This window comes from Corynebacterium sp. p3-SID1194 (genome assembly GCF_025144155.1).
In the GTDB taxonomy this organism is placed as follows: Bacteria; Actinomycetota; Actinomycetes; order Mycobacteriales; family Mycobacteriaceae; genus Corynebacterium.
The window spans coordinates 28,743-49,578 of the sequence record NZ_JALXWY010000007.1; the positions used below are offsets into that span (position 1 = coordinate 28,743).

The following is a 20,836-nucleotide window of genomic DNA, read 5'->3' on the forward strand; positions in this document are numbered from 1 at the left end:
CTGGGGCCATGGCGCTGCGACACGTCCGGGTGATTCCGCTGGAGGCGGCCACCTTGGACCGCATTCACCGCACGACCGCGCGCAGCGTGTTCTGGGAGCTCGATCCGCTGGGCGACGCGTTCAGCGGCACCGATTCCGACGTGGACAAGGCCGCCTGGCTCCTAAGCCTCGCCTACGAGCAGCCCGCCGTGGGCTTTTCCATTGTCGACCCGGCTACCACCGTCGGCGCGCACGCGAGTCTGCTCATGTGCCCGCCGTCGGCAGCGCCCGGCGCCGTTCGGATGCCCACCGCGCCCTTCTCCACCGACGCATTTTGCCTGACCAGCTTGCATATTGATGCGGCGGTCGAGGGCATCGGCTGGGAGGCAGTGCTTATCGACGCCGCCGTTGCCGCCCTCACCCAAAGGTCCCTTCCCGCGGTGGAAGCGTTCGGGTTGCGTTCTGATTTGCCCGAGGACCTGACCCGGATGTGCCGCCAGTTGGTGGCCAACCGCTCCACCATCGGCCTGATGCCTGTTGATATGTTGGAGTCAGCGGGCTTTCGCATTGTCGCCGATCACCCGGCGATTCCGCGTCTGCGTTTGGAATTGCCGCCAGTGCACGATCTGCTCACTGAGCGGGAGATCGCAGATCTGCTCGCGGCTGTTTCCGTTGGTGGACGCTAAGCGCGTTCCTGGCGCAACAGCTCTGTGAAAGAGAAGGTGCCTGTCGGCTGGTTGTCCTGCTCGAGCAGGTAGAGGCGCTTCACGGCAACGACGATCGCTTCGGCGATCGCGTCTCGTTGAGTCGGATCCGTGATGATGGACATATCGTGCGGGTTAGTCACGTATCCGAGTACGACCTCGACTGACGGCATCTGCGTCATGCGCAGCAGCTCCCACGTCCGGCCGTGGTTGTAGCAGTTGCCTAGCTGCGTTCGCGCGACGATTTCGCGCTGGATGAAGCCGGAAAGCATCTCGCCCGTCATGGACGACGCGCCCAATTCAGACCCGAAATAGAAGGTTGCTACGCCGTTAGCTTTCTCATTCTGGTAGCGGTCTAGCTGCAAGGAGATCAGCAGGTCTGCTTCGAAGCTATTCGCCAGATCCGCCCGCGATTTCGCCGAAGGGTTATCGCCGCGCGGACGCGACATGATCGTCTCCATGCCGGCGGCGATCATGCGTGCCTCCACGCGGGCGGCCAGGTCCCAGAGGATTTCTTCCTCAGTGATCTCGCCGTACGGCCCCTTGATGCGTGCCATACTCTCGACGTCGATACTCGGATCGATGACCACGCGCTTGCCCGTCAGGCGCGGTCCCGCCATGCGGACGACTTCGCGTTCGCGGATCGCCTGGGTAGAACCGCCGGTAATGCGCCGGCCCAGCAAGCTCAGCGCGTGCAGGGTCTCCGGGCCGCAGACACCATCGTCCTGGATACCGTAATTCAGCTGGTAATTGGACAGTGCGGCGTGGGTGTCGGGACCGAAGTGACCGTCGATACGCCCGGAGTAGAAGCCGAGTTCTTGCAGTTGCTTCTGCAGCTGGCCCACGTCGTCGCCGACGAGGACCTGGTTCGGCTGGTACGACAAAGCACGCGCACCGAGCGTGTAGGAAGCGTGCCGCAATTCGCGCAGAGTGAGCTCGTCGATCTCGCCCGAGGGCAGAATGCCGCGGGACTGCTGGAATGCCTTGAGCTTGGTGCACAATTCCTCGTCGAAATACATTTCCGACTGGGAGAAACGCCGGCGGTTCCACTCCCCCACATCTCCCTCGAAGTCGTCCACCAACCCCAGACGCGCAAGGGTCGAGCGGACTTCAGCGACGCGTGCGCTGGAGTCTCCCACTCGATACGGACCGAACACAACTCACCTTTCTATGAGCATTGAGGAACGGTTTCATCTTACTGTCCCCTGCGTTGGGTAAGCCGAACACCTTGCGTGTCGCCGTTTTTGCTTAAGACAGGTGCGGTTCCAGGCGGGAGAGGATCTCGGCCTTGGGGCGCACGCTGCTGAATTCGTCGACCTTCTGGCCGTCCTTGAAAATCAACACGGTCGGGATGGTCAAGACCTGGAACAGCGAACCGAGTGTGCGTTCTTCGTCCATGTTGACCTTCGTTACCTTGACCTTGCCGTCCAGTTCTTCTGCGATGTCGTCGAGGATCGGCGAGAGCTTCTTGCACGGGCCGCACCATTCCGCCCAGAAGTCGACGAGGACGGGGACGTCGGATTCGACGACCTCCGATTTGAAGGTGTTCTGCGTGATGTCTATGGGCTTGCTCATGGTCGCTGCGCTCCTATTCTGCTTTATTTTCGTCCAAAATACTTGCGATTTTCTTTTACCGCTGCTGTTTCTGCTGTTGTTTTGACAGTTGTTTCTGCTGCGGTTTCCGCTTTCTTTTAGATTTCCGTTTCCCTACAGCGCTTCCAGGTAGTGCTCCGCGTCGATGGCTGCGCGGCATCCGGAACCGGCGGCGGTGATGGCCTGGCGGTAGTAGTTGTCCACCAAATCGCCAGCGGCGAAAACGCCCGGCAACGACGTCTTCGTGGTGGGGTGCTCGACGGTGACATAGCCTTCTGCGTCGGTGGCTACTTGGCCGTCAAGGAAGCCGGAACGCGGGTCGTGGCCGATGGCGACGAACATTGCCGTGGCGTCCAGGGTGGATTCCTGCCCCGTCTGAGTGTCCTTGATGCGAAGACCGGCGACCCGGCCGCCGTCCTCGAGGACCTCTTCCACGACGGCGTTGGTGAGGAATTCGATCTTGTCGTTCTCCTTCGCGCGGTCCAGCATGATCTGGGAGGCGCGGAATTCCTCGCGGCGGTGAATGATTGTCACCTTGGAGCCGAAACGGGTCAGGAAGGTGGCTTCCTCCATCGCGGAATCGCCGCCGCCGACGACAGCGATGTGCTGGTCCTTGAAGAAGAAGCCGTCGCACGTCGCGCAGGTGGACACGCCGCGGCCGGTGAGTTCCTGCTCGCCCGGAATGCCCAGGTGGCGCGGCGCTGCACCGGTGGCCAGGATGACCGCGCGGGCGTGGAACACTTCGTCGCCGACGTGAACCTTCTTGATGTCGCCGTCCAGCTCGACGCTATCGACCTGGTCAGCGCGGAGGTCGGCACCGAAACGCTCGGCTTGGGCGCGCATCTCCGTCATCAGGTCCGGGCCCTGGATGCCATTTTGGAAACCGGGGAAATTCTCCACCTCGGTGGTGTTCATCAGCTCGCCGCCGAATTCGTAGCCCTCGAACACGAGCGGCTTCAAGTCGGCGCGCGCGGTGTACAACGCGGCGGTGTAGCCGGCAGGTCCGGAGCCGACCACGATGACGTCGTAAATGGTGTTGCTGTCGGCGTCCGCGCCGGTGCGTTCGGCGGATTCCTTCATCTGCTCGGTGGGAGCAGTCTCCGGTGCGGATTTGAATCCGCCCAGGGCATTGACGGAGGGAAATTTCGGAATGTTGTTGGAGCCGGTGGACCCGTTGGATTCAGTCATGGCTGCCAGTGTAGTTAACTGCGCAAGCCGTCAGATAACGCTTGGCGAGCCCGATTTCGGCGCGACTTCACGGTGCCGGGGCGTACGCCCAGATGGGAGGCGGCGGAGTTGATGGAGTAGCCGGCGACGTCGATAAGCATTAAAGCTCGTCGTTGCGCGGCCGGAAGTTTGAAAAGGGCCTGGCGGAGCGTGAGCAGGCGGTCGAGATTGCCCAGCGGGTCATGCGCGAGGTAGCGGTTCGCGTCAGGGCTGAGCTTCTCCGAATCATCCAGGCTCGTGTGCTGCCTTTTATTCTCCGCGCGTTTCGCGTGATCGTAGCCCGCATTCTTCACGAGGCGGTAGAGCCACGTGGTCAGTGCGGATTCGGCGCGGAAAGTGTGCATATTGCGCGAGGCCTTGAACAACGCGTCCTGAACGATGTCCTGCGCGTCGTGCTCATTGCGCGCGTACTGCTTGGCTACGGCCATCATCCGCTGCCGGTGCCTTTCCACAATGATCTGAAAGGCCCGGTTGTCCCCCGCGACGTATTCCGTGACCAGTGCATTATCGGTCTTCTTTAGCTGTTGCTGCTTCCGCTGCGCGTTGATCCGGTATGTGCGCGCCAAGCGGCCGTGACTATGCGTATTCACCTTGTCCCCCCGAACAAGTCTCCCCTGTTTCCAGCTGTATGTGTGCTGTGGGACCCATTTTGCCCTGGCGCGTGGGGGACGCGCTCGCTAAAAGTGCGCACTATAGTGCGCAACGCTTCTAAAGGGCTTTCTACCTCATGCGCGTGCCGACGACGGAAATGCCGCGGATGATCGCTGCAGCGTCGTTCTCGCTGTTGAACGCAATGACGAGACCGGTAACCGCCTCTTTGCTGCCGTCGATCTCGATGCTCGTGCGGCCGTCTTTCAACGTGCCGTTCGTCAAAATGCGCAGGTGGTTGACGTTTGTGGCGTCCGCAGTCTGCTCGGTCGTGGCATAAATGACGTAGTCCATGCCCGCGCCGCTGGCGGAGTCGATATTGAGCTCCTCGGGGATGAACGGGGCACCGTTATCGGCGGCGAGCAGGACCTTCTCCCCCGCCTTGGCGGAGGCAGCGGTGGAGTCCTCGCCGTCGACAAGCGCGGCGAAGTCGATATTCCTGTCACTGTCGGCATCCTCGCCCCATGCGGCGGCGGTGAGCGGTGCGATGATCACGGGCAGTGTTCCGAGCGGGCCGTTTTCTATGCCTTCGGAGACCTGGTCGGCTCCGTCGCGCGCGGATTCACTGGTGATCGGCGAATCGGCGCGGTGGCTGAACATACCCACGAGGTAGACGGTCAGCGCCGCGACGAGCACGACCGCCGTGATGGCGACGGCAACTAGCCCTGCTGTGCCGAGCGCGCCGACGCCGCGTTCGCCGAAGCCGCCTCTGCGCGCGGTGTACTCGTGTGTTTCGAAGGTCGCGTCGTAATTCGCTTCCTCCGGAGCAGCGCCCTCCACGAGCGGTGCCGGAGCGACGTGCGTGTGCCCAATCTCGGCGAGCGATTGCTCGATGGCGCGGTAGTCGGGCACCTCTTCGCGCGCGGCGGCGGTGGGCGGTGCGAGTGCGTCCGTCTCCGCGGAACCGGCCAGCAATTCAAGGGCGAATGCGTAGGCGGAAGCATCGGCCTCAACGTCGGCATCGGGCAGGATCGCTGGGAAAGCGAGGACCACCATGCCATCGTCGCTGACTCTCATGCGGTTGCGGTTGTCCAGACCCAGTGGCACGCCCCGATCGCGGGACTGTGCCATGGCATCGGTCAGGGGGATCATGGCGGCGGCGACGGCTTCGTCGAGAAGTGTTGCACCCGAGTCGGCAACTGTCTTCAGGTCGGAGCCTGGGATCCAGTCGGCGACAACGACAGCGCCGGTGCGGTAGCGGATTGTCTCAAGGACCGGTGCGACCGCGGGCAGGCCTAGCTCTTTCAGCTGATTCGTGCGGTGGCAGATGCCGGCGGCGTCGATCGCTGCTTGGCGCGGGGTGACGGGCGCCATGGGCGCGGCTCCGCACGTGTCCACGAATGTCAGCGCCACGATGCGGCCGGTGGCTTGCTCGCGCGCCTGCCAGAAGCGGGCGGAATTGGACGCGCCGCAATCGCGCAGGAGGCGGAAGCGGCCGTCGGAGACAGCCGCGCCGGGCACGAGCCGCGGGCCTCGGACCACGCCGGCAGACATCGGCGGCGGGACCGGGGAGGTGTTGAAGGTGTCAGTACCGAGGAACTGCGGGTCTACGCCGGTGCCTGCTGCGATGTCGTCGGAGGGGCTCGTGCGCACGATGCGGCGCAGGCCAGGCACGCGTGCGAGCACCGCGCCCAGGCTTTTAACCTCAGGGAGCTTGGAGAATGACAGTGCGATGCCCGTGGCGATGACGAAGACGATGCCGAGGATCAGGATTTCCAGCAGCAGGCCGAAGGAATCGCGGCGGCCCAAGGCCGCGGCCAGCCCGGGCATGCCGCCGGGAATCAGGCGCAGCAGGAAACGCACGAGCATGGTGGCGGCGACACCCACCAGGCCCGCGGCGGCCGCCCACACGGAGGTGTGCAGCACCGAAGCAAAGCGCAGGGAGCCCAGCTTGCGGTGCAGCAGGAATGCGCCGATCACTGCGCCGGCAATGAAGCCGAAGCCGTTGGCTGCGCCGAGCAGAACCACGACCTGGTCCGGCCGCGACGCCACAGTCGGCGCCAAGGTGGCCAGAACCACCTTGGTCAGCGTGATGCCGGCGATGATGAAGGTCGGCGTCCACGCTTCTTCGCGGGCGTAGAACACGCGCAGGTGGAGCATCACGAGCGCGTACGGAATGAGCGTGAACGCGGCGAAGCTCAAAGTCAGGCCGAGCGTGCGGGCTTCTTCGTTGGTGAAGTTGCCGTAGCCGAACAGGGCGTTGCCGATGTCGGGGCCCAGTGCCGTCATGAAGATGATGATCGGGATCAGCGCGATGAACGTCAGCTTCGTGCCCAACGTCAGATCGCGGACCACGGCCTCGTCGTCGCCGTCGGCGGCATTGCGCGACAGGCGCGGCATGATCGCCGTCAGCAGGGTCACGCCGACGATGCCGTACGGGACCTGGAGCAGCTGCCAGTGCTGCATGTAGATCACCGGCGCGGAACTATCCACGCCCGACGCGATGCGGTTGTTGATGATGTATCCCGCCTGCGAGATCGCCACATACGTCACGATCGCCAGGGCCATTCCCCCGAACTGTTTGAGGCGTTCGTCGATGCCCCACAGCGGCCGCAGGTCGATCTTCAGTCGGCGCAGCGCCGGCAGCATGATCAGGCACTGCACCGCCACGCCGAGCGTGGTGCCCAGACCCAGCAGCAGAATGTGCGGGTCGGTGACGCCGGTGTGCTCCTTCGGGTCGAGCTGGCCCGGCAGGATCATGTACAGCATCATCACGCCGATGGAGACCAGGTTGTTTGCCACCGGCGCCCACGCCCCGGGCCGGAACACTTCCTTGGTATTCAATATGGCCATGAACAGTGAGAACAGGCCGTAGAACATGATCTGTGGCAGCAGCAGATAGGCGAAAGACGTCGCCTGCACCAGGTTGACGTGCCCGCCCTCTTTCAGCATCACCTCGGTGAGCAGCGGCGCACCGATCACGGTGATCAGCGTGACTGCGGTCAGCAGAGTGATTGTCAGCGTGAATAGCCGCCTGATGAATGCGGCGCCGCGGTCCGGGTCTTCCTTTTCCGCGCGCACGAGAACCGGCACGACCAGCGCGGTGAGCACCGACCCGAGCACGATCTCCGTGATCATGTTCGGCAGCGTGTTCGCCGTGTTGAATGCCGACGCCACTGCGCCGCCGAGTGCGGAGGTGATCATCACCGTGCGGATGAAGCCGGTGATGCGCGACATCAGTGTCGCCACCGCCATGGAGCCGGTGGAGCGGACAACGGATTTATCGCTCGTTGTCTTTTGCTCCTCCGTCGTCGTTTCCGCCATACACACTCCAAGTCTTGAGAATCCCGGGTTCGGGAATTCTGGGTCAAGGGTATGTTAGTCGTCCTGCCGGGAATCTCTATCTCGTCGGCGTTTCCCCAACTGCGCGAGAACAGCGAGCACGAACAGTCCCGCCAGCAGCGAGATGAGCACCCAGTTGCTTATCGACGTCCCCGCCGTCTGCACCCCGATGCCCACCGGTTGCGAAATCGCCTGGTTTTGTGGTGTGGCAAGGAATAACTGCAAGTCGGTGCGTTCGTTATTCGACGGCAGGTCCGCTGTCATCTGCAGCGTGATCGAGCCACGCGCCGGGATGCGGAATTCCGTCGGGGTGTTCAATTTTGCCCCCTCCGGTCCGCGGTAGAGGATCGTCGCGTCGACGGGCAACGGCAGGCCGTTCTGCGCGACGATCAAAAGCGGCGACGACGCAGACGTGCGCGTGTACACGTTTCCCGGCGGGATGAGCGCGATCGACGACCTCAGCGCCGCCAGGGTGTCCCGGCCTCCGTTGAGGCGCTCCCGGGTGCGCTTTTCCGCCTCCGCGTAGCCCGTGTACGCCCGCCGCCCGGTCACCGTCATCGCGGTGAGCAGGTTTGTGCGCAGTGGCAACGTGTATCCGTACCGGGTCAGCGCGATCGCGTTGTCGTTGGCCAGCAGCGCCGTCAGGTCGTTGATGAAGCGCGCTTGCTGCCCAGAATTGAGCATTTCGGTGTCCGTGATTTCAGCCGGGTCGCTCTCCGGGACGCCGAGCTTATCGACGTCCCCCTGCCCCACTTCTTCCGGCACCCCCACATAATTTTCGAGCGTCATCGGAGCGGCAGTGCGCTCCCCGAAGAGCTCCGTCACCGTCGCCATGACTGCTTGCGCCGTCGAGGCCTCCCACGCCGCCGGTGGGTTGACCAGCGTCGGATCGAGCTCTTCCGCCCGTTCTGCCCGTTCCGCCGCGGTCCGCACTGCCGTCGCTGCAGTGAGATCCCGCGCTTGCACCGAGTCGAGCGTGTAGTCGTAGCGCAGGTGCTCGTCGGAATACCCCGTTGTTTCCGGCGCTGGTCCCGTCGCTGCCAAAGTGGCCGCCAGTGAACTATCGAATGTCACCGCCGTGACCCCAGGCGTGAGAGTGGCGAACCTTTCGACCGTATCCACCGTGTTGTCCGCCACCAGCACCCGCACGGTCTCAGCCGGTTCTGGCGCCGCGATGTCGGCCACGCTCGGCAGTGCCGGGTTATTCAGGTTGTCTAAGGCAACGCCTTGCTCCCCCTCGATGCGCCCGCCGGGGGCCTCGGCATTCTTCGCCTGCGCCTGCTGGTCGAGCTCCCACTGGGTGTGCATTCCGGTGACGGGCAGGTCCGATTTGCTCAGGTCCGCCCAGCCCATGCCCGGCGCGGATTCGGAGGTGAGGTAGCCCGCGCCGGGCACCACCAGGTTGCGTACCACCGGGGTCCCAAGGATGCGTTCTGCTGTGAAGGGTCCGCGCTCGACTGCCTCTCGCATGAGCCACGTGTCGCCGGTGCGCGCCACTGCGTTCAGGTCGGTATTCGCCCACGGCAGTGCGACCGCGCAATTGTTTTTTGCGGCCCCGCGGAGCTTGTCTAACCACGCCGCGGCGTCTTCGGCACCTGTGCCTTGTTCCGCACCTGCGCTAGCTTCGTCACCGCCCCAAGAATCGCGCAGCCGCTTCCGGTTCAGTCCTGGCGAGGGCCGGTCGTCATCCACCATGTAGCCGTGGGCCATGCGTTCCACGGTGTCGAGCAGCGCCGGGTCGACCGCGAGACACGTCGAGCTGCGTACGCCCTCGTCCTCCGTCGCTTCTTCGTACGTGTTCACCAGTTCGTCCAAGCGCCCCCCGGGCGCGACCTGAGTGGCGAGTTCCTCCGAGCGCAGAATCAGCGGTGGCCGGTTCGGTGCTTCTCCCGTCTCCCCCGGGACGATGTCCACCGGAGCAGAAATCGGGAACAGCACGCTCATTCCTGCGGGCTTGGTTGCTTCTGCTTCTGCTTCATTCTCAGGCGTTTCCCCCTTCACCGCCATGTGCCAGCGCTCCGTATCCAGCGTCGCGCCGTCTTGGCCCAGCACCAGCATCATCGGGAAACTGCTGTTATACGGCTGTTTCTGGGTGGGGATGGTGACCTTGATCTCGGTCTCCTCGCCTCGTGCCAGCTCCGGGACCTTCACTTCGTCGCCAGCCGCGTGGTACTCCGAGACCGATGCCACGCTCGCCGCCCGCGCGTCTGACACCGAGCCGGAGGCGGGTCCGCGCAGTGGTGCCACGGTCAGTCCGGAGACGTCCGCGTCAGATTCATTCCTGACACGAACAGTGACGGACAGGGGGTTGCCGGAAGGGACGGTGGCCGGGGCGTCGATAAGCGAAAGCTTCAGTCCTTGCTCCCCGTCGTTGGGACGGATCTGCTCGTTGACCCACTCGTGTGCGACTGCGGGATCGTTCGGATCGACGGGGACGGGCTGGGCCGCGCATGAGAGCACCGCCGCGGTGAGCACCGCAGCCGCCCGATGCGTGCGCCGACTCATCACCGTGGGGTAGTCCTTCCCGCTTCTTTTTCCGCGCGGGCGAACTCCGGCATCTTGTCGAATGCGATGCGCGCCAGCTTCCGCTCGTCCGCGTACGCTAAATGCTCGATCAACTCGCTGACCGGTACCCACGCGACTTCCGTGACCTCCGGGTCCTCGTCATTGAGCACCCCGTCGACATAGCGCAACAGATTGTGGTGGACCGTCTTGTGGATGCGCACTCCTTCCGAGACGAACCAGTAATCGATCACGCCCAGCTCAGCGAACGGCTCTCCCGAGATACCCGTTTCTTCCCATACCTCGCGGCGCGCGGTGTCCCACTGGTGCTCGTCCGGCTCGACATGCCCTTTCGGCATGGACCACAGCAAACGCCCGCGCCTGTCGAGCCGCCCGATGAGCGCGACGTAGATCTGCGACATGTCAACGGAACCGTCCGGCGCAACTGCCTCCGCCATGCCCGAAACGACGAGGCCGCCCGCGCTCGTTTCGTCGCGCGTTTCCATGTTTTGCGACGCGTATTGCGCATTCTTGTGCGAAGGCTTGCGGTACCTATTGCCTCCGCCGCCGCGATTCCGACCGCGCTGATTACCGCGTTGGTTGCCCCGTTGGTTATTGCCCCGGTTGTTGCTTCCCCCGCGACGCTTGCGGCGACGATTCTTGTCACCCTGTTTTTCGCCCTGCTTGTCGCGGTGTTTTTCGCCCTGATTCTGGCCCTGATTCTTGCCTTGGCTCTTGTTCTGGCTCTGGTTATCGTGGGCGCGGCTCGACGCGCGCCGGCGGCGTTTGCGCCTGCGCGTGTTGTGCTGCGGCGAATTCGAATCGCCGGGGGTTTCTTGAGCCATCTATTGAATGGTATCCGCCCGTGGTGACCATGTGGTACTTGAGTTGCTCCAAGGTGGTGTTCTGTGAGGTGCTACTGGGTGGTTTGCGTGGGGCTGTAAGGTTGTGCGGGTGACCACCCAGAACAGCAGTCAGACGACGTCGACCGACCCGGCGGAGCTGTTCAACCTGCCGGAGAAGGGGGATCCGACAGCCTTCATTGCCCTGCTCGCCCGCGCGGAAAGTGCCGTTGGCGTGCTCGCTGGCCTGCTCGGACCCCTTGCTGCCGCCTTTGCCGCCGAGGGCGAGTCGCTGTTTCTCGTCGGCGGCCCAGTGCGCGATGCGATGCTGGGACGGTTGGGCCACGACTTGGACTTCACCACTTCGGCCCGCCCGGAGACGATCAAGGCGATCCTGACCGAGTGGGGCGAGGCCGTATGGGACACCGGAATTGAATTCGGCACCGTGTCCACCGTGAAGCACGGGCAGCAGGTGGAGGTGACCACATTCCGCGCCGACCTCTATGACGGTGTGACACGCAATCCGGAGGTCACCTTCGGCGACACGATCGAGGGCGATCTCGTCCGCCGCGATTTCCGCGCGAATGCAATGGCGATCGAGCTCATTCCCGCCGCCGACGGCACGTTGTCGCTGGATTTCCACGACCCCGTCGACGGCTTGAAGGACCTGCTGGGTCGTACCTTGGACACCCCGCAAGAACCCGAGGTGAGTTTCCGCGACGATCCGCTGCGCATGCTGCGCGCCGCCCGGTTCGTCTCCCAGCTCGGCTTCACCGTCAGCCCGCGTGTCAAGCGTGCGATGACGGATATGGCAGAAGAGATCGGCCGCATCACGGTTGAGCGCGTCCAGGCTGAGCTCGACAAACTCATGCTGGGTCTCCAGCCGTGGGAGGGCATTGACCTGCTCGTCGAGACCGGCCTGGCCGACCATATTCTCCCTGAGATTCCCGCTCTCCAACTCGAGCGCGATGAGCACATGCAGCACAAGGACGTCTACGCCCACTCGCTTACCGTCCTGCGCCAGGCCACGGAGCTCGAGGATGAGGGCCCAGATCTCAAGTTGCGGTGGGCAGCGCTCATGCACGACATCGGCAAGCCGGACACGCGCGAGCTCAAGCCCGGCGGCGGCGTTTCCTTCCACCACCATGAGGTCGTGGGCGCGAAGATGACCCGCAAGCGTATGCGCAAGCTCAAGTACCCGAAGCACGTCATCGAGGATGTCGGCCAGCTCGTCTACCTGCACATGCGCTTCCACGGTTTCGGCGAGGGCCAGTGGACCGATTCGGCGGTTCGCCGTTATGTCACGGATGCCGGCGATCTCCTTCCGCGCCTGCACAAGCTCGTGCGCGCCGACTGCACCACCCGCAATCCGAAGAAGGCCGCGCGTCTCCGCCGCACGTACGATGAGCTGGAGGAACGCATCGCGGAGATCTCCGCCAAGGAGGACCTCGCCCGCGTGCGCCCGGACCTCGACGGCAACGAGATCATGAAGATTCTCGACCTCAAACCGGGCCCCGAGGTCGGCAAAGCCTGGAAGTATATGAAGGACCTGCGCCTCGAACGCGGCGAGCTCGACCACGACGTAGCCGTTGCGGAGCTCAAGGCTTGGTGGGAGAAGGAAAATGGCTGAGTTCTTTTACGCGGACCGCTTATTCACCGCGCTCGAGCGCGAAACACCAGCGCCCGGAATGCTGCTGGTCGCCGCCCCAGGCATGCTCGCGGATGACTTCTCCCGCACCGTCATTTTGCTTATCGACGTCTCCCCTTCCGCCACCTTCGGCGTCGTCCTCAACCGCCGCTCCGAATTGGCCGTCCACTCCGTTTTGCCCGATTGGCTCCCCCACGTGGCAAAGCCGCAGGCTCTTTATGTCGGCGGACCCCTGCGCCCCCAGGCTGCTATTGCCGTCGGCATGACGTCCTCCGGCACCGTCATTGAGGACCACCCCGAGTTCACCCGTCTGGCTAATCGCCTTGTCCACGTGAACCTGCAGGCCGAACCCGAGTCTGTCGAAGGTCTCCTCGAGGGCATGCGCGTCTTCTCCGGTTACGCCGAGTGGGCCCCGGGCCAGCTTGATGAGGAGATCGAGCGCGGCGACTGGTACGTCGCCCCCGCCCTGCCCACCGACGTCATCGCTCCCGCCGCCGCCGACCTGTACAGCGATGTCCTGCGCCGTCAACCGATGCCCCTGCCCCTCTTCTCGACCTTCCCCGCGGACCTCGAGGACAACTAGCCATGGATCGGGAGATCCGCGCCGCCCTCAAAGACCTGTGGGTTGTCGGCCTGGGGCTGATTCCCCTCGGCCTCGCATTCGGCCTGGTCATGACCCAAGCTGGCTTCGCGTGGTGGTGGACCCCCATTTTCTCCGTCGTCATCTATGCGGGGTCGATGGAGTTCCTCGCCGTGCAGCTCGTCTCCGCGGGCGTCGGCCCACTGTCAGCGGCGGTCACCGGGTTCATGGTGAATTTCCGCCACATTTTTTACGGCCTCACCTTCCCCCGCCACCGCATTTCGTCGTCTCTCGGCCGCGCGTACTCTACCTACGCGCTTACCGACGAAACCTACGCCGTCATCTCCTCCCTTCCCCCCTCCACCCGCTCGACCCTTACCGGCACCCGCATCCTCACCGTGGAGATCGTCTGCCAAATTCTCTGGGTCATCCCCGGCATTTTCGGCGCTTTGCTCGGTGAGATCATCCCGCCGGAGGTCAAAGGAATGGACTTCGCCTTGACCGCCCTCTTCGTCGTTCTCGCCTACGAGTCCTTCAATTCCAACCGCGATTTCTCCCTGCCCCTGACCGCCACAGCAATCGCCATCCTTGTCGCCGTCATCGCCCCCTCCTGGCTCCTCATGGTCGCCCTGACCGCCTACTTCTTTGTCCTGCTGTTCCGCTACGCGCACCCCGACCTCGACCGCGCCCTCGAGCTCCGCCCTTCCCACGAAGGAGGTCAGTGATCTTGGGCCTTCCCGAAGGCGTCACCTTCGCCATGGTCGCCGCTGTCCTCATTCCCGTCGGCATCGTCACTGTGCTCCTGCGTGCCCTCCCCTTTTCGTTCCTGCGGCTGCTCAAGGACAGCCCCGTTGTCCAGTTCCTCGGCGCAACCATGCCGGTCGGCGTGATGACTGTCCTCGCTATCTACACAATTTCCTCCATTTCTCGCGACCCTGACATTCCCCATGGCCTCGTCGCTGCCCTCATCGCCGCCGGAATCACCCTCGCACTGCATGCCTGGAAGCGCCGCGCCGGCCTGTCCATTCTCACCGGCACCGCCATCTACATGCTGCTCATCAATCTGGTGTTCTAGGGTCACTGCTCCGTAACTTTTTGTCAGTTGTAGTAACAACTCGGTTTGGCTCTGCTATTAATCAAGTGATGCCAATTACATTGGTCGATCATTTCTCACTGGTTCACACCCCGAAGGAGCTCCTTGAAATGAAGCGTCGTATCCTCGCCGCCGGCCTTGCAGCCGCCACGGCCCTGTCCCTCTCCGTCGCCCCCGCCCAGGCAGTTGAGAATAAAACCTCGTCCGAAATCTCGGACTCTGAGCTGAAGAGCTACCTCCTGGAGCAAGCGCGGAATGGAAATGTCACTGCGCTCATGAAGCAGATTGCGAGAAAGGAGCACCAGAAGCCGGGTGATGATTCCCCCGCTGCGCAGGCTCTTTACAGTTCCCTACGTAATGACGCCGCTAACGGTTACGCCTCAGGTAAGACTTTGAACATTCTGCTCGGCACCGGCATCACCGCCCTGATTCTCGGCGGTCTCGGTAATTTCGCTGTCCAGCAGGGTCTGGTCCAACTGCCGAAGCTCCCGTTCTAGCGCCCTAGCGCTCCAGTCTTTTAGCCCCAACCACGCTCCTTCAAAAGGATGCGGGTTGGGGCTTCTGCGCGGGAGGGGTGGGCGTCGATAAGCGAATGCTTTTTGCTCGGTGAGTGAATTTTCTGTAAACGTGCTGCTAGAGCTGCGTTGAGGTCCTATGCTTGCTGTGCTGTATTTCTGCCGTTCAAGGAGTTTCCATGAAGCGTCGTGCCGTCGCTGCTGCCCTGACCGTCGCACTCGTTGCGGGTGCCGTGCCCGCGCATGCTGGCGAGGAGCGGCCTGTCGATCAGCGCAGCTCGATCAAGCCGTTGCTCGAGCTCAGCTCCCCAGAGCACAGTTCCGAGCACTCCAGCATGGCAACGGACGAGCAGCTTCGCGAGGAGTGGGCAGCCGCCTCGCGGAAGGGCTTTTTCTCCCCGATTATTGAGTCGATTTACGACCTTGAGATCCCCGACGGGTTCGAAGAGCGCATGGATAACGAATCCGCGAATGCGGTGCTCGGAAGCTCCCTGCGGTGGGATGCTGCGCGTGGACAGCAACTGGGCACGGCTCTGAACTGGTGGATCGCAGCTGGTGTCTTGGTGGGTCTGTTCGGCGGTGTTTTCGCGGCTGATCAGGCTGGTCTTATCGCGCTCCCCACTTCTGCTGATTTCGGGCGTCTGCAGGCTGATGCGCAGTCGAATCTCGCGCGAGTCCAAGGCGATGTGCGCGCGCAGATTGAGGCGTACTTGCCGTAGCTTTTGCGCCGTGGGCTCGGTGGCTTTCAGTGTGGCCCGCGGTTTGCTTTGCGGTTCGTACTCAGTGCGGCCTTGGTTCGCTGTCTAGATGGTGGTCTCGCGTCCGGGGTTGTTCGAAAAGCAAAAGTTCTTCACAGGGTTGACCTGGAGTTTTGCCAATGTGTTCGAACAAAGAGGCGAATGAGTTCCTGTCTCCCTGGGGTATGGTTCGGTCTATGTGAAAGAGTGTTCTATACAACCAAACAAAGCACTCACTGAAAGCCAGCACAATGACTACAGCGAGACCACCCGAAGATAGAAAGACTGACAGCCCTCCGAACGAACATCACACCGATTCCAATAGCACGACCAATAGCCAGCCCGAGAAGGAAGGAGCCCGTTCCAAGAAACCCGCCTGCTTCGCCACTGAGAACTTCGACAATGCGACGTGCCGCGCCGCGTTGGCCATCCGTGAGGCACAGACCAAGATTTTCGCACCCTATTCCGAGCCCGGTTATGGGTTCTGCTCTAAGGACCACGACCGCGAAGTCGTTCAGGTTTGCACCCAGACCGGAATGACGAAGCCGCAGGTAGACAACGCGATCACCGCGTATATGTGCCTGCGCAATCTGCCCAAGCTCCGCGCCCTCCAATTCGAGCATTACCGGCTCGATCTCGAGCGGGTCAATGCTATCGCCAACGGCCTCGCGGATCTGGGCAACAACGTGTCGGACGAGGTGTACGCGAAGTTCGACGACATGCTCACGGCCCTGTTCACGCCGGAGAAGATGAACCAGCAGCTGCCCACGAAGAAAGCGATCACGCACCGCATCAATTCGATGATCGCCAACTTCGATTCCACCGCCGCGTACGACGAGAAGAAGCGTAAGGACCGGGAAGAGAAGAAGGAACCTTTCGGGCCGGGTGAAGGAGAGATCTCCTTCTCCGTGCCCCCTTCCGGTTCCGGCGACCCCAGCAACGCGTACATGAATGTCACGGGCGACAAGGTGGAAGTCGCCGCTATGCGCGCCGAGCTCAACGCCATCGCGCGTGAAAATGGCGTCGATCAGTGGGACGCACTGCGTCTGCTCATCTTCGACAAGGTTCGTTCCACGTCGGCCACCATCTACGGTTACGCGCCGATGAAGAACGGAATGCCCGATCCGTCGAAGTCTGCATTCCTCCCCGGATTCGGTTGGACCACCGGCGCCGGCACGGAAGCCTTCCACGAGATGGCCGACAAGATCATCGACCTCGAAGAATACGAGGACTACGCAGTTGCCGGTTATATCGCGCCCGACAAAGTCAAGGCGTACGTTCGCGGCCGCGATGGCACCTGCATCTTCCCGGGTTGTCACCGTTCGGCGTGGAGCTGCCAGCTCGACCACCGCATCCCCTACGACGAAGGCGGCCAGACCACTGCAGCGAATCTCTACTGCCTGTGCGCTCACCACCACAACATCAAGACCGATCGCCGTGCTTTCTACGTGCCCGATCCGGTCACCGGCGAAATCATCTGGCTCTTCGACGATGGAACCTACGCCCGCACCGAACCCGCCGGATTCATCGGCACCCAGGTCACCCCGACTGCACCGCGCTGGCGCGCTTCCACCGCGGACATCGAGCACCGCAAGCGTAAAAAGGCCCATTTTCTCGCGAAAGGGCACACGCTTATCGACGCGTACGAGGCAGGCCTCCCCCGCCCCACCAACGACGAACCCGATTCTGGCGCAGAATCCGGTACCGATTCCGAGGAACTCTCCCCGATCACCTACGAGGAGACGCTCGAAGCGATCGCCGAACTCGAAAAGGAATTCAACATGGAATTCCCGTTCCGTCCGGAGCCTCCCGAAGATGAAGCCGAGGAGGTGAATGGACAATCACCGGAAAACGGTCAGGAAAACAGGGCAGAAAAGCACCGGGGATGTCAGCTCCCCGAGGAGCCGCCGTTCTAGATGTACTGACCGGACACGTTGATCGACTACATGCCGTGAGGTCACTTCCTGGTTGGTGCCACTTGTTATACTTGTGCCACTAGTTATACTTGTGGCACCAACCAGGAGGTCAGCATGGACATGGATCAAACGCCCCCACCGGGCAAGTACGCCGCAACGGTCAAGGTCGGCCCCAAGGGACAGGTCGTCATCCCCAAGGGCGCGCGGGAGCTCTTCGATATTCACCCGGGCGACACCCTGCTCCTGCTCGCTGACACGAACCAAGGGATCGCTTTGATGCGCCAGGAGACGCTCGATCAGATCGTCATGCAGGCGATGCCTAGCCATCAGGCCCCCGTGGACTCCGAGGGTGATGAGGGATGAAGAATGTCGTGAGCTGTGCGGCTGTCAGCCGCAACTTCGGCGGCTTCACTGCCCTCGAAGACGTCTCCTTCAAGGTCCGCGAAGGAGAGATCTTCGGGGTCGTGGGCCCGAATGGTGCTGGTAAGACGACCCTGTTGAACTGCCTGGAAGGACTGGACCGCCCCTCGTCTGGGCACGTCGAGGTGCTCGGCTGCGACCCCATCAAGGACCAGCACTCGTTGGCTCAGCAAATTGGGGTCCAGCTGCAAAGCGCGGCCCTGCCACCTCGCCTCACTGTGCAGGACGCCCTCGAGCTCTACTCCGCCCTCTACGAGCGTCCGCGGCCTTGGCGCGAACTGCTGAAGGATCTGGGGATCAAGGACAAGGCCAACGCCCGCGTTGACAGGCTCTCGGGTGGGGAGCGTCAACGAGTGTTCGTCGCCCTCGCCTTGATCAACCGTCCCCAGCTCGCTTTCTTGGACGAGCTCACCACCGCTCTCGATCCTGAGTCACGTCGAAACATGTGGGACACCGTCGAGCACGTCCGCGATAGCGGTGCAACGGTCGTTCTCACAACCCACTACATGGAGGAGGCCGAACGGCTATGCGACCGTGTAGCCATCATCGACCACGGCCGGTTGGTTGCTTTGGACACAGTGGCTTCCCTCATCCAGCAACACGCCGGCGAAACCACGGCGAAGCTCATCCTGTCGGCGTCGCCTAGCGCAGAGTTCGACCTCAACGGAGTTCCTGGCGTGACCAGCGCTCGAACAGAGGGACGGGAACTGACCATCCGCGGCGCTGCGGACGGGCTGCAGGGCGTCCTTGCTGCACTGGCGGCACACCGCATCACCGTAACGAGCATGAGCACGACGACCCCCGGCCTTGAAGACGTCTTCCTGGCCCTCACCGGTCGACACATCACCACCGAGGAGCAGGCGGCATGAACGCATATCGAGCCCTTCTCAAAGCCCTATGGCGCTCCCAGCGCCGCGACCCTGTAGGCCTGTTCTTCTCTTTCGGTTTCGCGCCGGTTTTGGTGCTGGCCTTGGGTGTGATCTTCGGTAACGATCCGCGACCGGAGTTCGGTGGACGGGGATTCCTCGATGCGACCCTGCCCGCCTTCGCCTCTCTTGTTCTCGCCATGACCGGGGTCCTCCAGGTGCCCGTGGCGATGCTTACCCTTCGTGACACGGGCGCACTCCGACGCCTGAGTCTTACGCCGCTGCGTCGTTCCACCTTCATCGCAGCGAGCCTCACCGTGCACTTCGTCGTAGGTATTGCGGGCATGCTCACCGCTTTGGCGATTGGGATCGGGGTTTTCGGAGTGCCCATGCCTAGCCACGTCCCAGGTGTCCTGGCTGTGTGCCTCATCGGGCTCAGCACCTTCCTCGCAGTGGGTTGCGCGCTTGCAGCGCTCTATCCGTCCGACACTGCCGCTACGGGCATAGGGAACGTGCTCATGATCCTGCTCATGCTCACATCCGGAGCCTTTACGCCATTGGCGGCGATGCCGTCGGCGATTCAGCAGATCGTTAAGTATTCACCCGTCCGTTGGTTCGTCGAAGCCGCTCAACACGCGTGGGACGGCGACCCACTAGCCGCCATGATCATGCCGGTGTTTCTTCTGTGCGTTGTACTCGCTGTCGCTGCTCTCGTTGGCCGGTGGCGCTTCCAGTGGGAGCCGGTCCGATGACGACGCACGCGAACGCCGCTCTCACACCTCGCCACCGACTCAAGGTCGCCCGCCTCGTCGTCGACGAAGGATGGCCGATCAGCGAGATCGCAGCCCGGTTTCAGGTGTCGTGGCCCACCGTGAAGCGTTGGGTCGACCGCTATCTGTCCGGCGAGTCCATGCAGGACAGGTCCTCGCGCCCGAAGAACTCACCGACCAAGACATCGCTTGCGGTCACGAAGCGCTGTATCAGCCTGCGAATGAGGCTGCGAGAAGGACCGGTTCAGCTCGCCGTGCGCGTCGGTGTCGCTCCATCGACCGTGCACCGCATCCTGCGCTCGGCTCGATTGAACCGACTTGCTTACCTCGACCGCGCCACTGGCGAGCTAGTTCGCCGGTACGAACACCTCTACCCTGGCTCCCTCGTCCATGTAGACGTGAAGAAGTTCGGGAACATCCCCGATGGCGGTGGCTGGCGCTACGTGGGCCGCCGCCAAGGAGAGAAGAACCGTTCCGCCACCCCCGGGCAAGTCGAAGAACAAGTGGCGCGATCCCAAGCTCGGGTACGCCTTCATCCACACCGTGATCGACGATCACTCACGAGTGGCGTACTCCGAGGCCCACGACGACGAGACCGCCACCACTGCGGTCGCTGTGCTGCACCGTGCGGTCGAGTGGTTCACTGATCGTGGCGTCACTGTCGAACGAGTCTTATCAGACAATGGCGGTGCCTACCGCTCGCACCTGTGGCGCGGCACCTGTGAGGAGCTGTCCATCACCCCGAAGCGGACCCGCCCCTACCGGCCGCAAACCAACGGCAAGGTCGAACGCTTCCATCGCACAATGGCCGACGGATGGGCTTACGCTCGCTGCTACACCAGCAAGCAGGAGCGTCGCGACGCACTCGCTGACTGGCTCCACCACTACAACCACCACCGGCCGCACACGGCCTGCGACTACCAGCCGCCCATCTCTCGATTGACCAACGTCCTCGGTCAGTACATCTAGAGATCTCTCACCGCGGCGCACAACTCGGGGTCGGTGATATAACCCTGTTCGCATCCGTACTGGGTCTGCAGTTCACCCGAGGATGGGTTCGGGTTTCCCTGCTCATCGTGACCGTAACCGCATTCCGCGGCACCGCCGGTGCATTCTGGTTCAGCAGGCGCAGCCGGAGGAGCTGTGGGAGCTTCTGGGGCTGCTGGTTGCTCAGATTGTGCCGGTCGCTCTGGTTGTTCCGGCTGCTCGGGTTGTGCGGATTCTTCCTCAAAATCGCCGCATCGGCGGGTGTCGGTGACGGTGCTGCCGTCGGCAAGCTGCGCGGTGTCCTTCTTCTCGCACTTCACGAAGGACGGCCCAGACTCGATCGTTGTCGTTCCTGCAGCTGCTTTGTCGGCGGCGGGGCTTGGGCTCGCGGTGGAGCTACGCTCCGTGAGGGTCGGTTCATCAATGTCGTCGGAAAACTGGCTGCAACCAGTGAGAGAGGCAGCCGTCAAGATAATTCCGGCCAAAATCTTTGTGGACTGTCGCACCATGATCTTCTACTCCTGCTT

Annotated in this window: 19 protein-coding genes and 1 pseudogene; 12 read left to right on the top strand and 8 right to left on the bottom strand. The window is 62.9% G+C overall.

Annotated elements, in window-relative coordinates; translation table 11 throughout:
* Positions 1–8: 8 nt before the first annotated feature.
* Positions 9–665 (top strand): hypothetical protein, encoded by a 657-nt coding sequence (locus M3G19_RS06435; protein WP_259901673.1) that lies wholly within the window; start codon positions 9–11, stop codon positions 663–665.
* Here M3G19_RS06435 and M3G19_RS06440 read toward each other — a convergent pair.
* The 7 genes from M3G19_RS06440 to M3G19_RS06470 form a co-directional block, all read right to left on the bottom strand.
* Positions 662–1,840 carry an N-acetylmuramoyl-L-alanine amidase gene (locus tag M3G19_RS06440; protein ID WP_259901674.1) on the bottom strand — a complete coding sequence of 393 codons (1,179 nt, stop codon included), beginning with the start codon at positions 1,838–1,840 and terminating at the stop codon, positions 662–664. The genes M3G19_RS06435 and M3G19_RS06440 overlap by 4 nt on opposite strands.
* A gap of 91 nt (positions 1,841–1,931) precedes the next feature.
* Entirely contained in the window at positions 1,932–2,258 is a 327-nt protein-coding gene (trxA, locus tag M3G19_RS06445; protein WP_259901689.1) for a thioredoxin, read from the bottom strand.
* A 132-nt stretch (positions 2,259–2,390) separates the two neighbouring features.
* Positions 2,391–3,356: a thioredoxin-disulfide reductase gene (trxB, locus tag M3G19_RS06450; protein WP_259901837.1), complete on the bottom strand. Its 966-nt coding sequence runs from the start codon at positions 3,354–3,356 to the stop codon at positions 2,391–2,393.
* Positions 3,357–3,478: 122 nt separating this feature from the next.
* Positions 3,479–4,093, bottom strand: coding sequence for a sigma-70 family RNA polymerase sigma factor (locus M3G19_RS06455; RefSeq protein WP_259901691.1), 615 nt, complete (start codon positions 4,091–4,093; stop codon positions 3,479–3,481).
* A 130-nt stretch (positions 4,094–4,223) separates the two neighbouring features.
* On the bottom strand, positions 4,224–7,415 hold the full coding sequence (gene murJ, locus M3G19_RS06460) for a murein biosynthesis integral membrane protein MurJ (protein ID WP_259901694.1): 3,192 nt from the start codon (positions 7,413–7,415) through the stop codon (positions 4,224–4,226).
* Between the two features lie 54 nt (positions 7,416–7,469).
* A complete protein-coding gene (locus tag M3G19_RS06465) occupies positions 7,470–9,938 on the bottom strand; it encodes a DUF6049 family protein (RefSeq protein ID WP_259901695.1) in 2,469 nt (822 codons plus the stop codon).
* A complete protein-coding gene (locus M3G19_RS06470; RefSeq protein ID WP_259901696.1) occupies positions 9,938–10,780 on the bottom strand; it encodes an NUDIX hydrolase in 843 nt (280 codons plus the stop codon). Before M3G19_RS06470 ends, M3G19_RS06465 begins: the two co-directional genes overlap by 1 nt.
* Positions 10,781–10,937: 157 nt before the next feature.
* Between M3G19_RS06470 and M3G19_RS06475 the strand changes: the two genes are divergently transcribed.
* The 11 genes and pseudogenes from M3G19_RS06475 to M3G19_RS06525 all read left to right on the top strand — a co-directional run bounded on the left by M3G19_RS06475 (position 10,938) and on the right by M3G19_RS06525 (position 20,291).
* The gene (locus M3G19_RS06475) at positions 10,938–12,407 is read left to right on the top strand and encodes a CCA tRNA nucleotidyltransferase (protein ID WP_259901842.1); all 1,470 of its coding nucleotides are present in this window, start codon (positions 10,938–10,940) and stop codon (positions 12,405–12,407) included.
* Positions 12,400–13,008, top strand: a complete 609-nt coding sequence (locus tag M3G19_RS06480; protein ID WP_210573661.1) for a YqgE/AlgH family protein — start codon at positions 12,400–12,402, stop codon at positions 13,006–13,008. The genes M3G19_RS06475 and M3G19_RS06480 overlap by 8 nt, the downstream gene beginning before the upstream one ends.
* Before the next feature lie 2 nt (positions 13,009–13,010).
* Positions 13,011–13,730: an AzlC family ABC transporter permease gene (locus M3G19_RS06485; protein WP_259901697.1), complete on the top strand. Its 720-nt coding sequence runs from the start codon at positions 13,011–13,013 to the stop codon at positions 13,728–13,730.
* Positions 13,727–14,080: a branched-chain amino acid transporter permease gene (locus tag M3G19_RS06490; protein WP_396121757.1), complete on the top strand. Its 354-nt coding sequence runs from the start codon at positions 13,727–13,729 to the stop codon at positions 14,078–14,080. The genes M3G19_RS06485 and M3G19_RS06490 overlap by 4 nt, the downstream gene beginning before the upstream one ends.
* 128 nt (positions 14,081–14,208) lie before the next feature.
* Positions 14,209–14,595, top strand: a complete 387-nt coding sequence (locus tag M3G19_RS06495; RefSeq protein ID WP_259901698.1) for a hypothetical protein — start codon at positions 14,209–14,211, stop codon at positions 14,593–14,595.
* Positions 14,596–14,792: 197 nt separating this feature from the next.
* Positions 14,793–15,332, top strand: a complete 540-nt coding sequence (locus M3G19_RS06500; protein ID WP_259901700.1) for a hypothetical protein — start codon at positions 14,793–14,795, stop codon at positions 15,330–15,332.
* 269 nt (positions 15,333–15,601) lie between these two features.
* A complete protein-coding gene (locus M3G19_RS06505; protein ID WP_259901701.1) occupies positions 15,602–17,266 on the top strand; it encodes an HNH endonuclease signature motif containing protein in 1,665 nt (554 codons plus the stop codon).
* Between the two features lie 114 nt (positions 17,267–17,380).
* Positions 17,381–17,629 (top strand): AbrB/MazE/SpoVT family DNA-binding domain-containing protein, encoded by a 249-nt coding sequence (locus tag M3G19_RS06510; RefSeq protein WP_259901702.1) that lies wholly within the window; start codon positions 17,381–17,383, stop codon positions 17,627–17,629.
* Complete coding sequence (locus M3G19_RS06515; RefSeq protein ID WP_259901703.1) at positions 17,626–18,555, top strand: ABC transporter ATP-binding protein; 930 nt, start codon at positions 17,626–17,628, stop codon at positions 18,553–18,555. Before M3G19_RS06510 ends, M3G19_RS06515 begins: the two co-directional genes overlap by 4 nt.
* A complete protein-coding gene (locus tag M3G19_RS06520; protein WP_259901705.1) occupies positions 18,552–19,304 on the top strand; it encodes an ABC transporter permease in 753 nt (250 codons plus the stop codon). The genes M3G19_RS06515 and M3G19_RS06520 overlap by 4 nt, the downstream gene beginning before the upstream one ends.
* Positions 19,301–20,291: pseudogene (locus M3G19_RS06525) on the top strand (IS481 family transposase). Before M3G19_RS06520 ends, M3G19_RS06525 begins: the two are co-directional and overlap by 4 nt.
* Here the strand turns inward: M3G19_RS06525 and M3G19_RS06530 are convergent.
* Complete coding sequence (locus M3G19_RS06530; protein ID WP_259901707.1) at positions 20,288–20,818, bottom strand: hypothetical protein; 531 nt, start codon at positions 20,816–20,818, stop codon at positions 20,288–20,290. The pseudogene M3G19_RS06525 and the gene M3G19_RS06530 sit on opposite strands and share 4 nt — an antisense overlap.
* Between the last annotated feature and the right edge of the window lie 18 nt (positions 20,819–20,836).

Excerpts from the sequence above, each read along its gene's own strand:
- M3G19_RS06505 (WP_259901701.1), top strand. The coding sequence starts at position 15,602 with ATGACTACAGCGAGACCACCCGAAGATAGAAAGACTGACAGCCCTCCG.
- M3G19_RS06510 (WP_259901702.1), top strand. The coding sequence starts at position 17,381 with ATGGACATGGATCAAACGCCCCCACCGGGCAAGTACGCCGCAACGGTC.
- M3G19_RS06515 (WP_259901703.1), top strand. The coding sequence starts at position 17,626 with ATGAAGAATGTCGTGAGCTGTGCGGCTGTCAGCCGCAACTTCGGCGGC.
- murJ (WP_259901694.1), bottom strand. The coding sequence starts at position 7,415 with ATGGCGGAAACGACGACGGAGGAGCAAAAGACAACGAGCGATAAATCC.
- M3G19_RS06495 (WP_259901698.1), top strand. The coding sequence starts at position 14,209 with ATGAAGCGTCGTATCCTCGCCGCCGGCCTTGCAGCCGCCACGGCCCTG.
- M3G19_RS06470 (WP_259901696.1), bottom strand. The coding sequence starts at position 10,780 with ATGGCTCAAGAAACCCCCGGCGATTCGAATTCGCCGCAGCACAACACG.
- M3G19_RS06520 (WP_259901705.1), top strand. The coding sequence starts at position 18,552 with ATGAACGCATATCGAGCCCTTCTCAAAGCCCTATGGCGCTCCCAGCGC.
- M3G19_RS06465 (WP_259901695.1), bottom strand. The coding sequence starts at position 9,938 with ATGAGTCGGCGCACGCATCGGGCGGCTGCGGTGCTCACCGCGGCGGTG.
- trxB (WP_259901837.1), bottom strand. The coding sequence starts at position 3,356 with ATGAAGGAATCCGCCGAACGCACCGGCGCGGACGCCGACAGCAACACC.
- trxA (WP_259901689.1), bottom strand. The coding sequence starts at position 2,258 with ATGAGCAAGCCCATAGACATCACGCAGAACACCTTCAAATCGGAGGTC.
- M3G19_RS06500 (WP_259901700.1), top strand. The coding sequence starts at position 14,793 with ATGAAGCGTCGTGCCGTCGCTGCTGCCCTGACCGTCGCACTCGTTGCG.
- M3G19_RS06485 (WP_259901697.1), top strand. The coding sequence starts at position 13,011 with ATGGATCGGGAGATCCGCGCCGCCCTCAAAGACCTGTGGGTTGTCGGC.
- M3G19_RS06530 (WP_259901707.1), bottom strand. The coding sequence starts at position 20,818 with ATGGTGCGACAGTCCACAAAGATTTTGGCCGGAATTATCTTGACGGCT.
- M3G19_RS06435 (WP_259901673.1), top strand. The coding sequence starts at position 9 with ATGGCGCTGCGACACGTCCGGGTGATTCCGCTGGAGGCGGCCACCTTG.
- M3G19_RS06480 (WP_210573661.1), top strand. The coding sequence starts at position 12,400 with ATGGCTGAGTTCTTTTACGCGGACCGCTTATTCACCGCGCTCGAGCGC.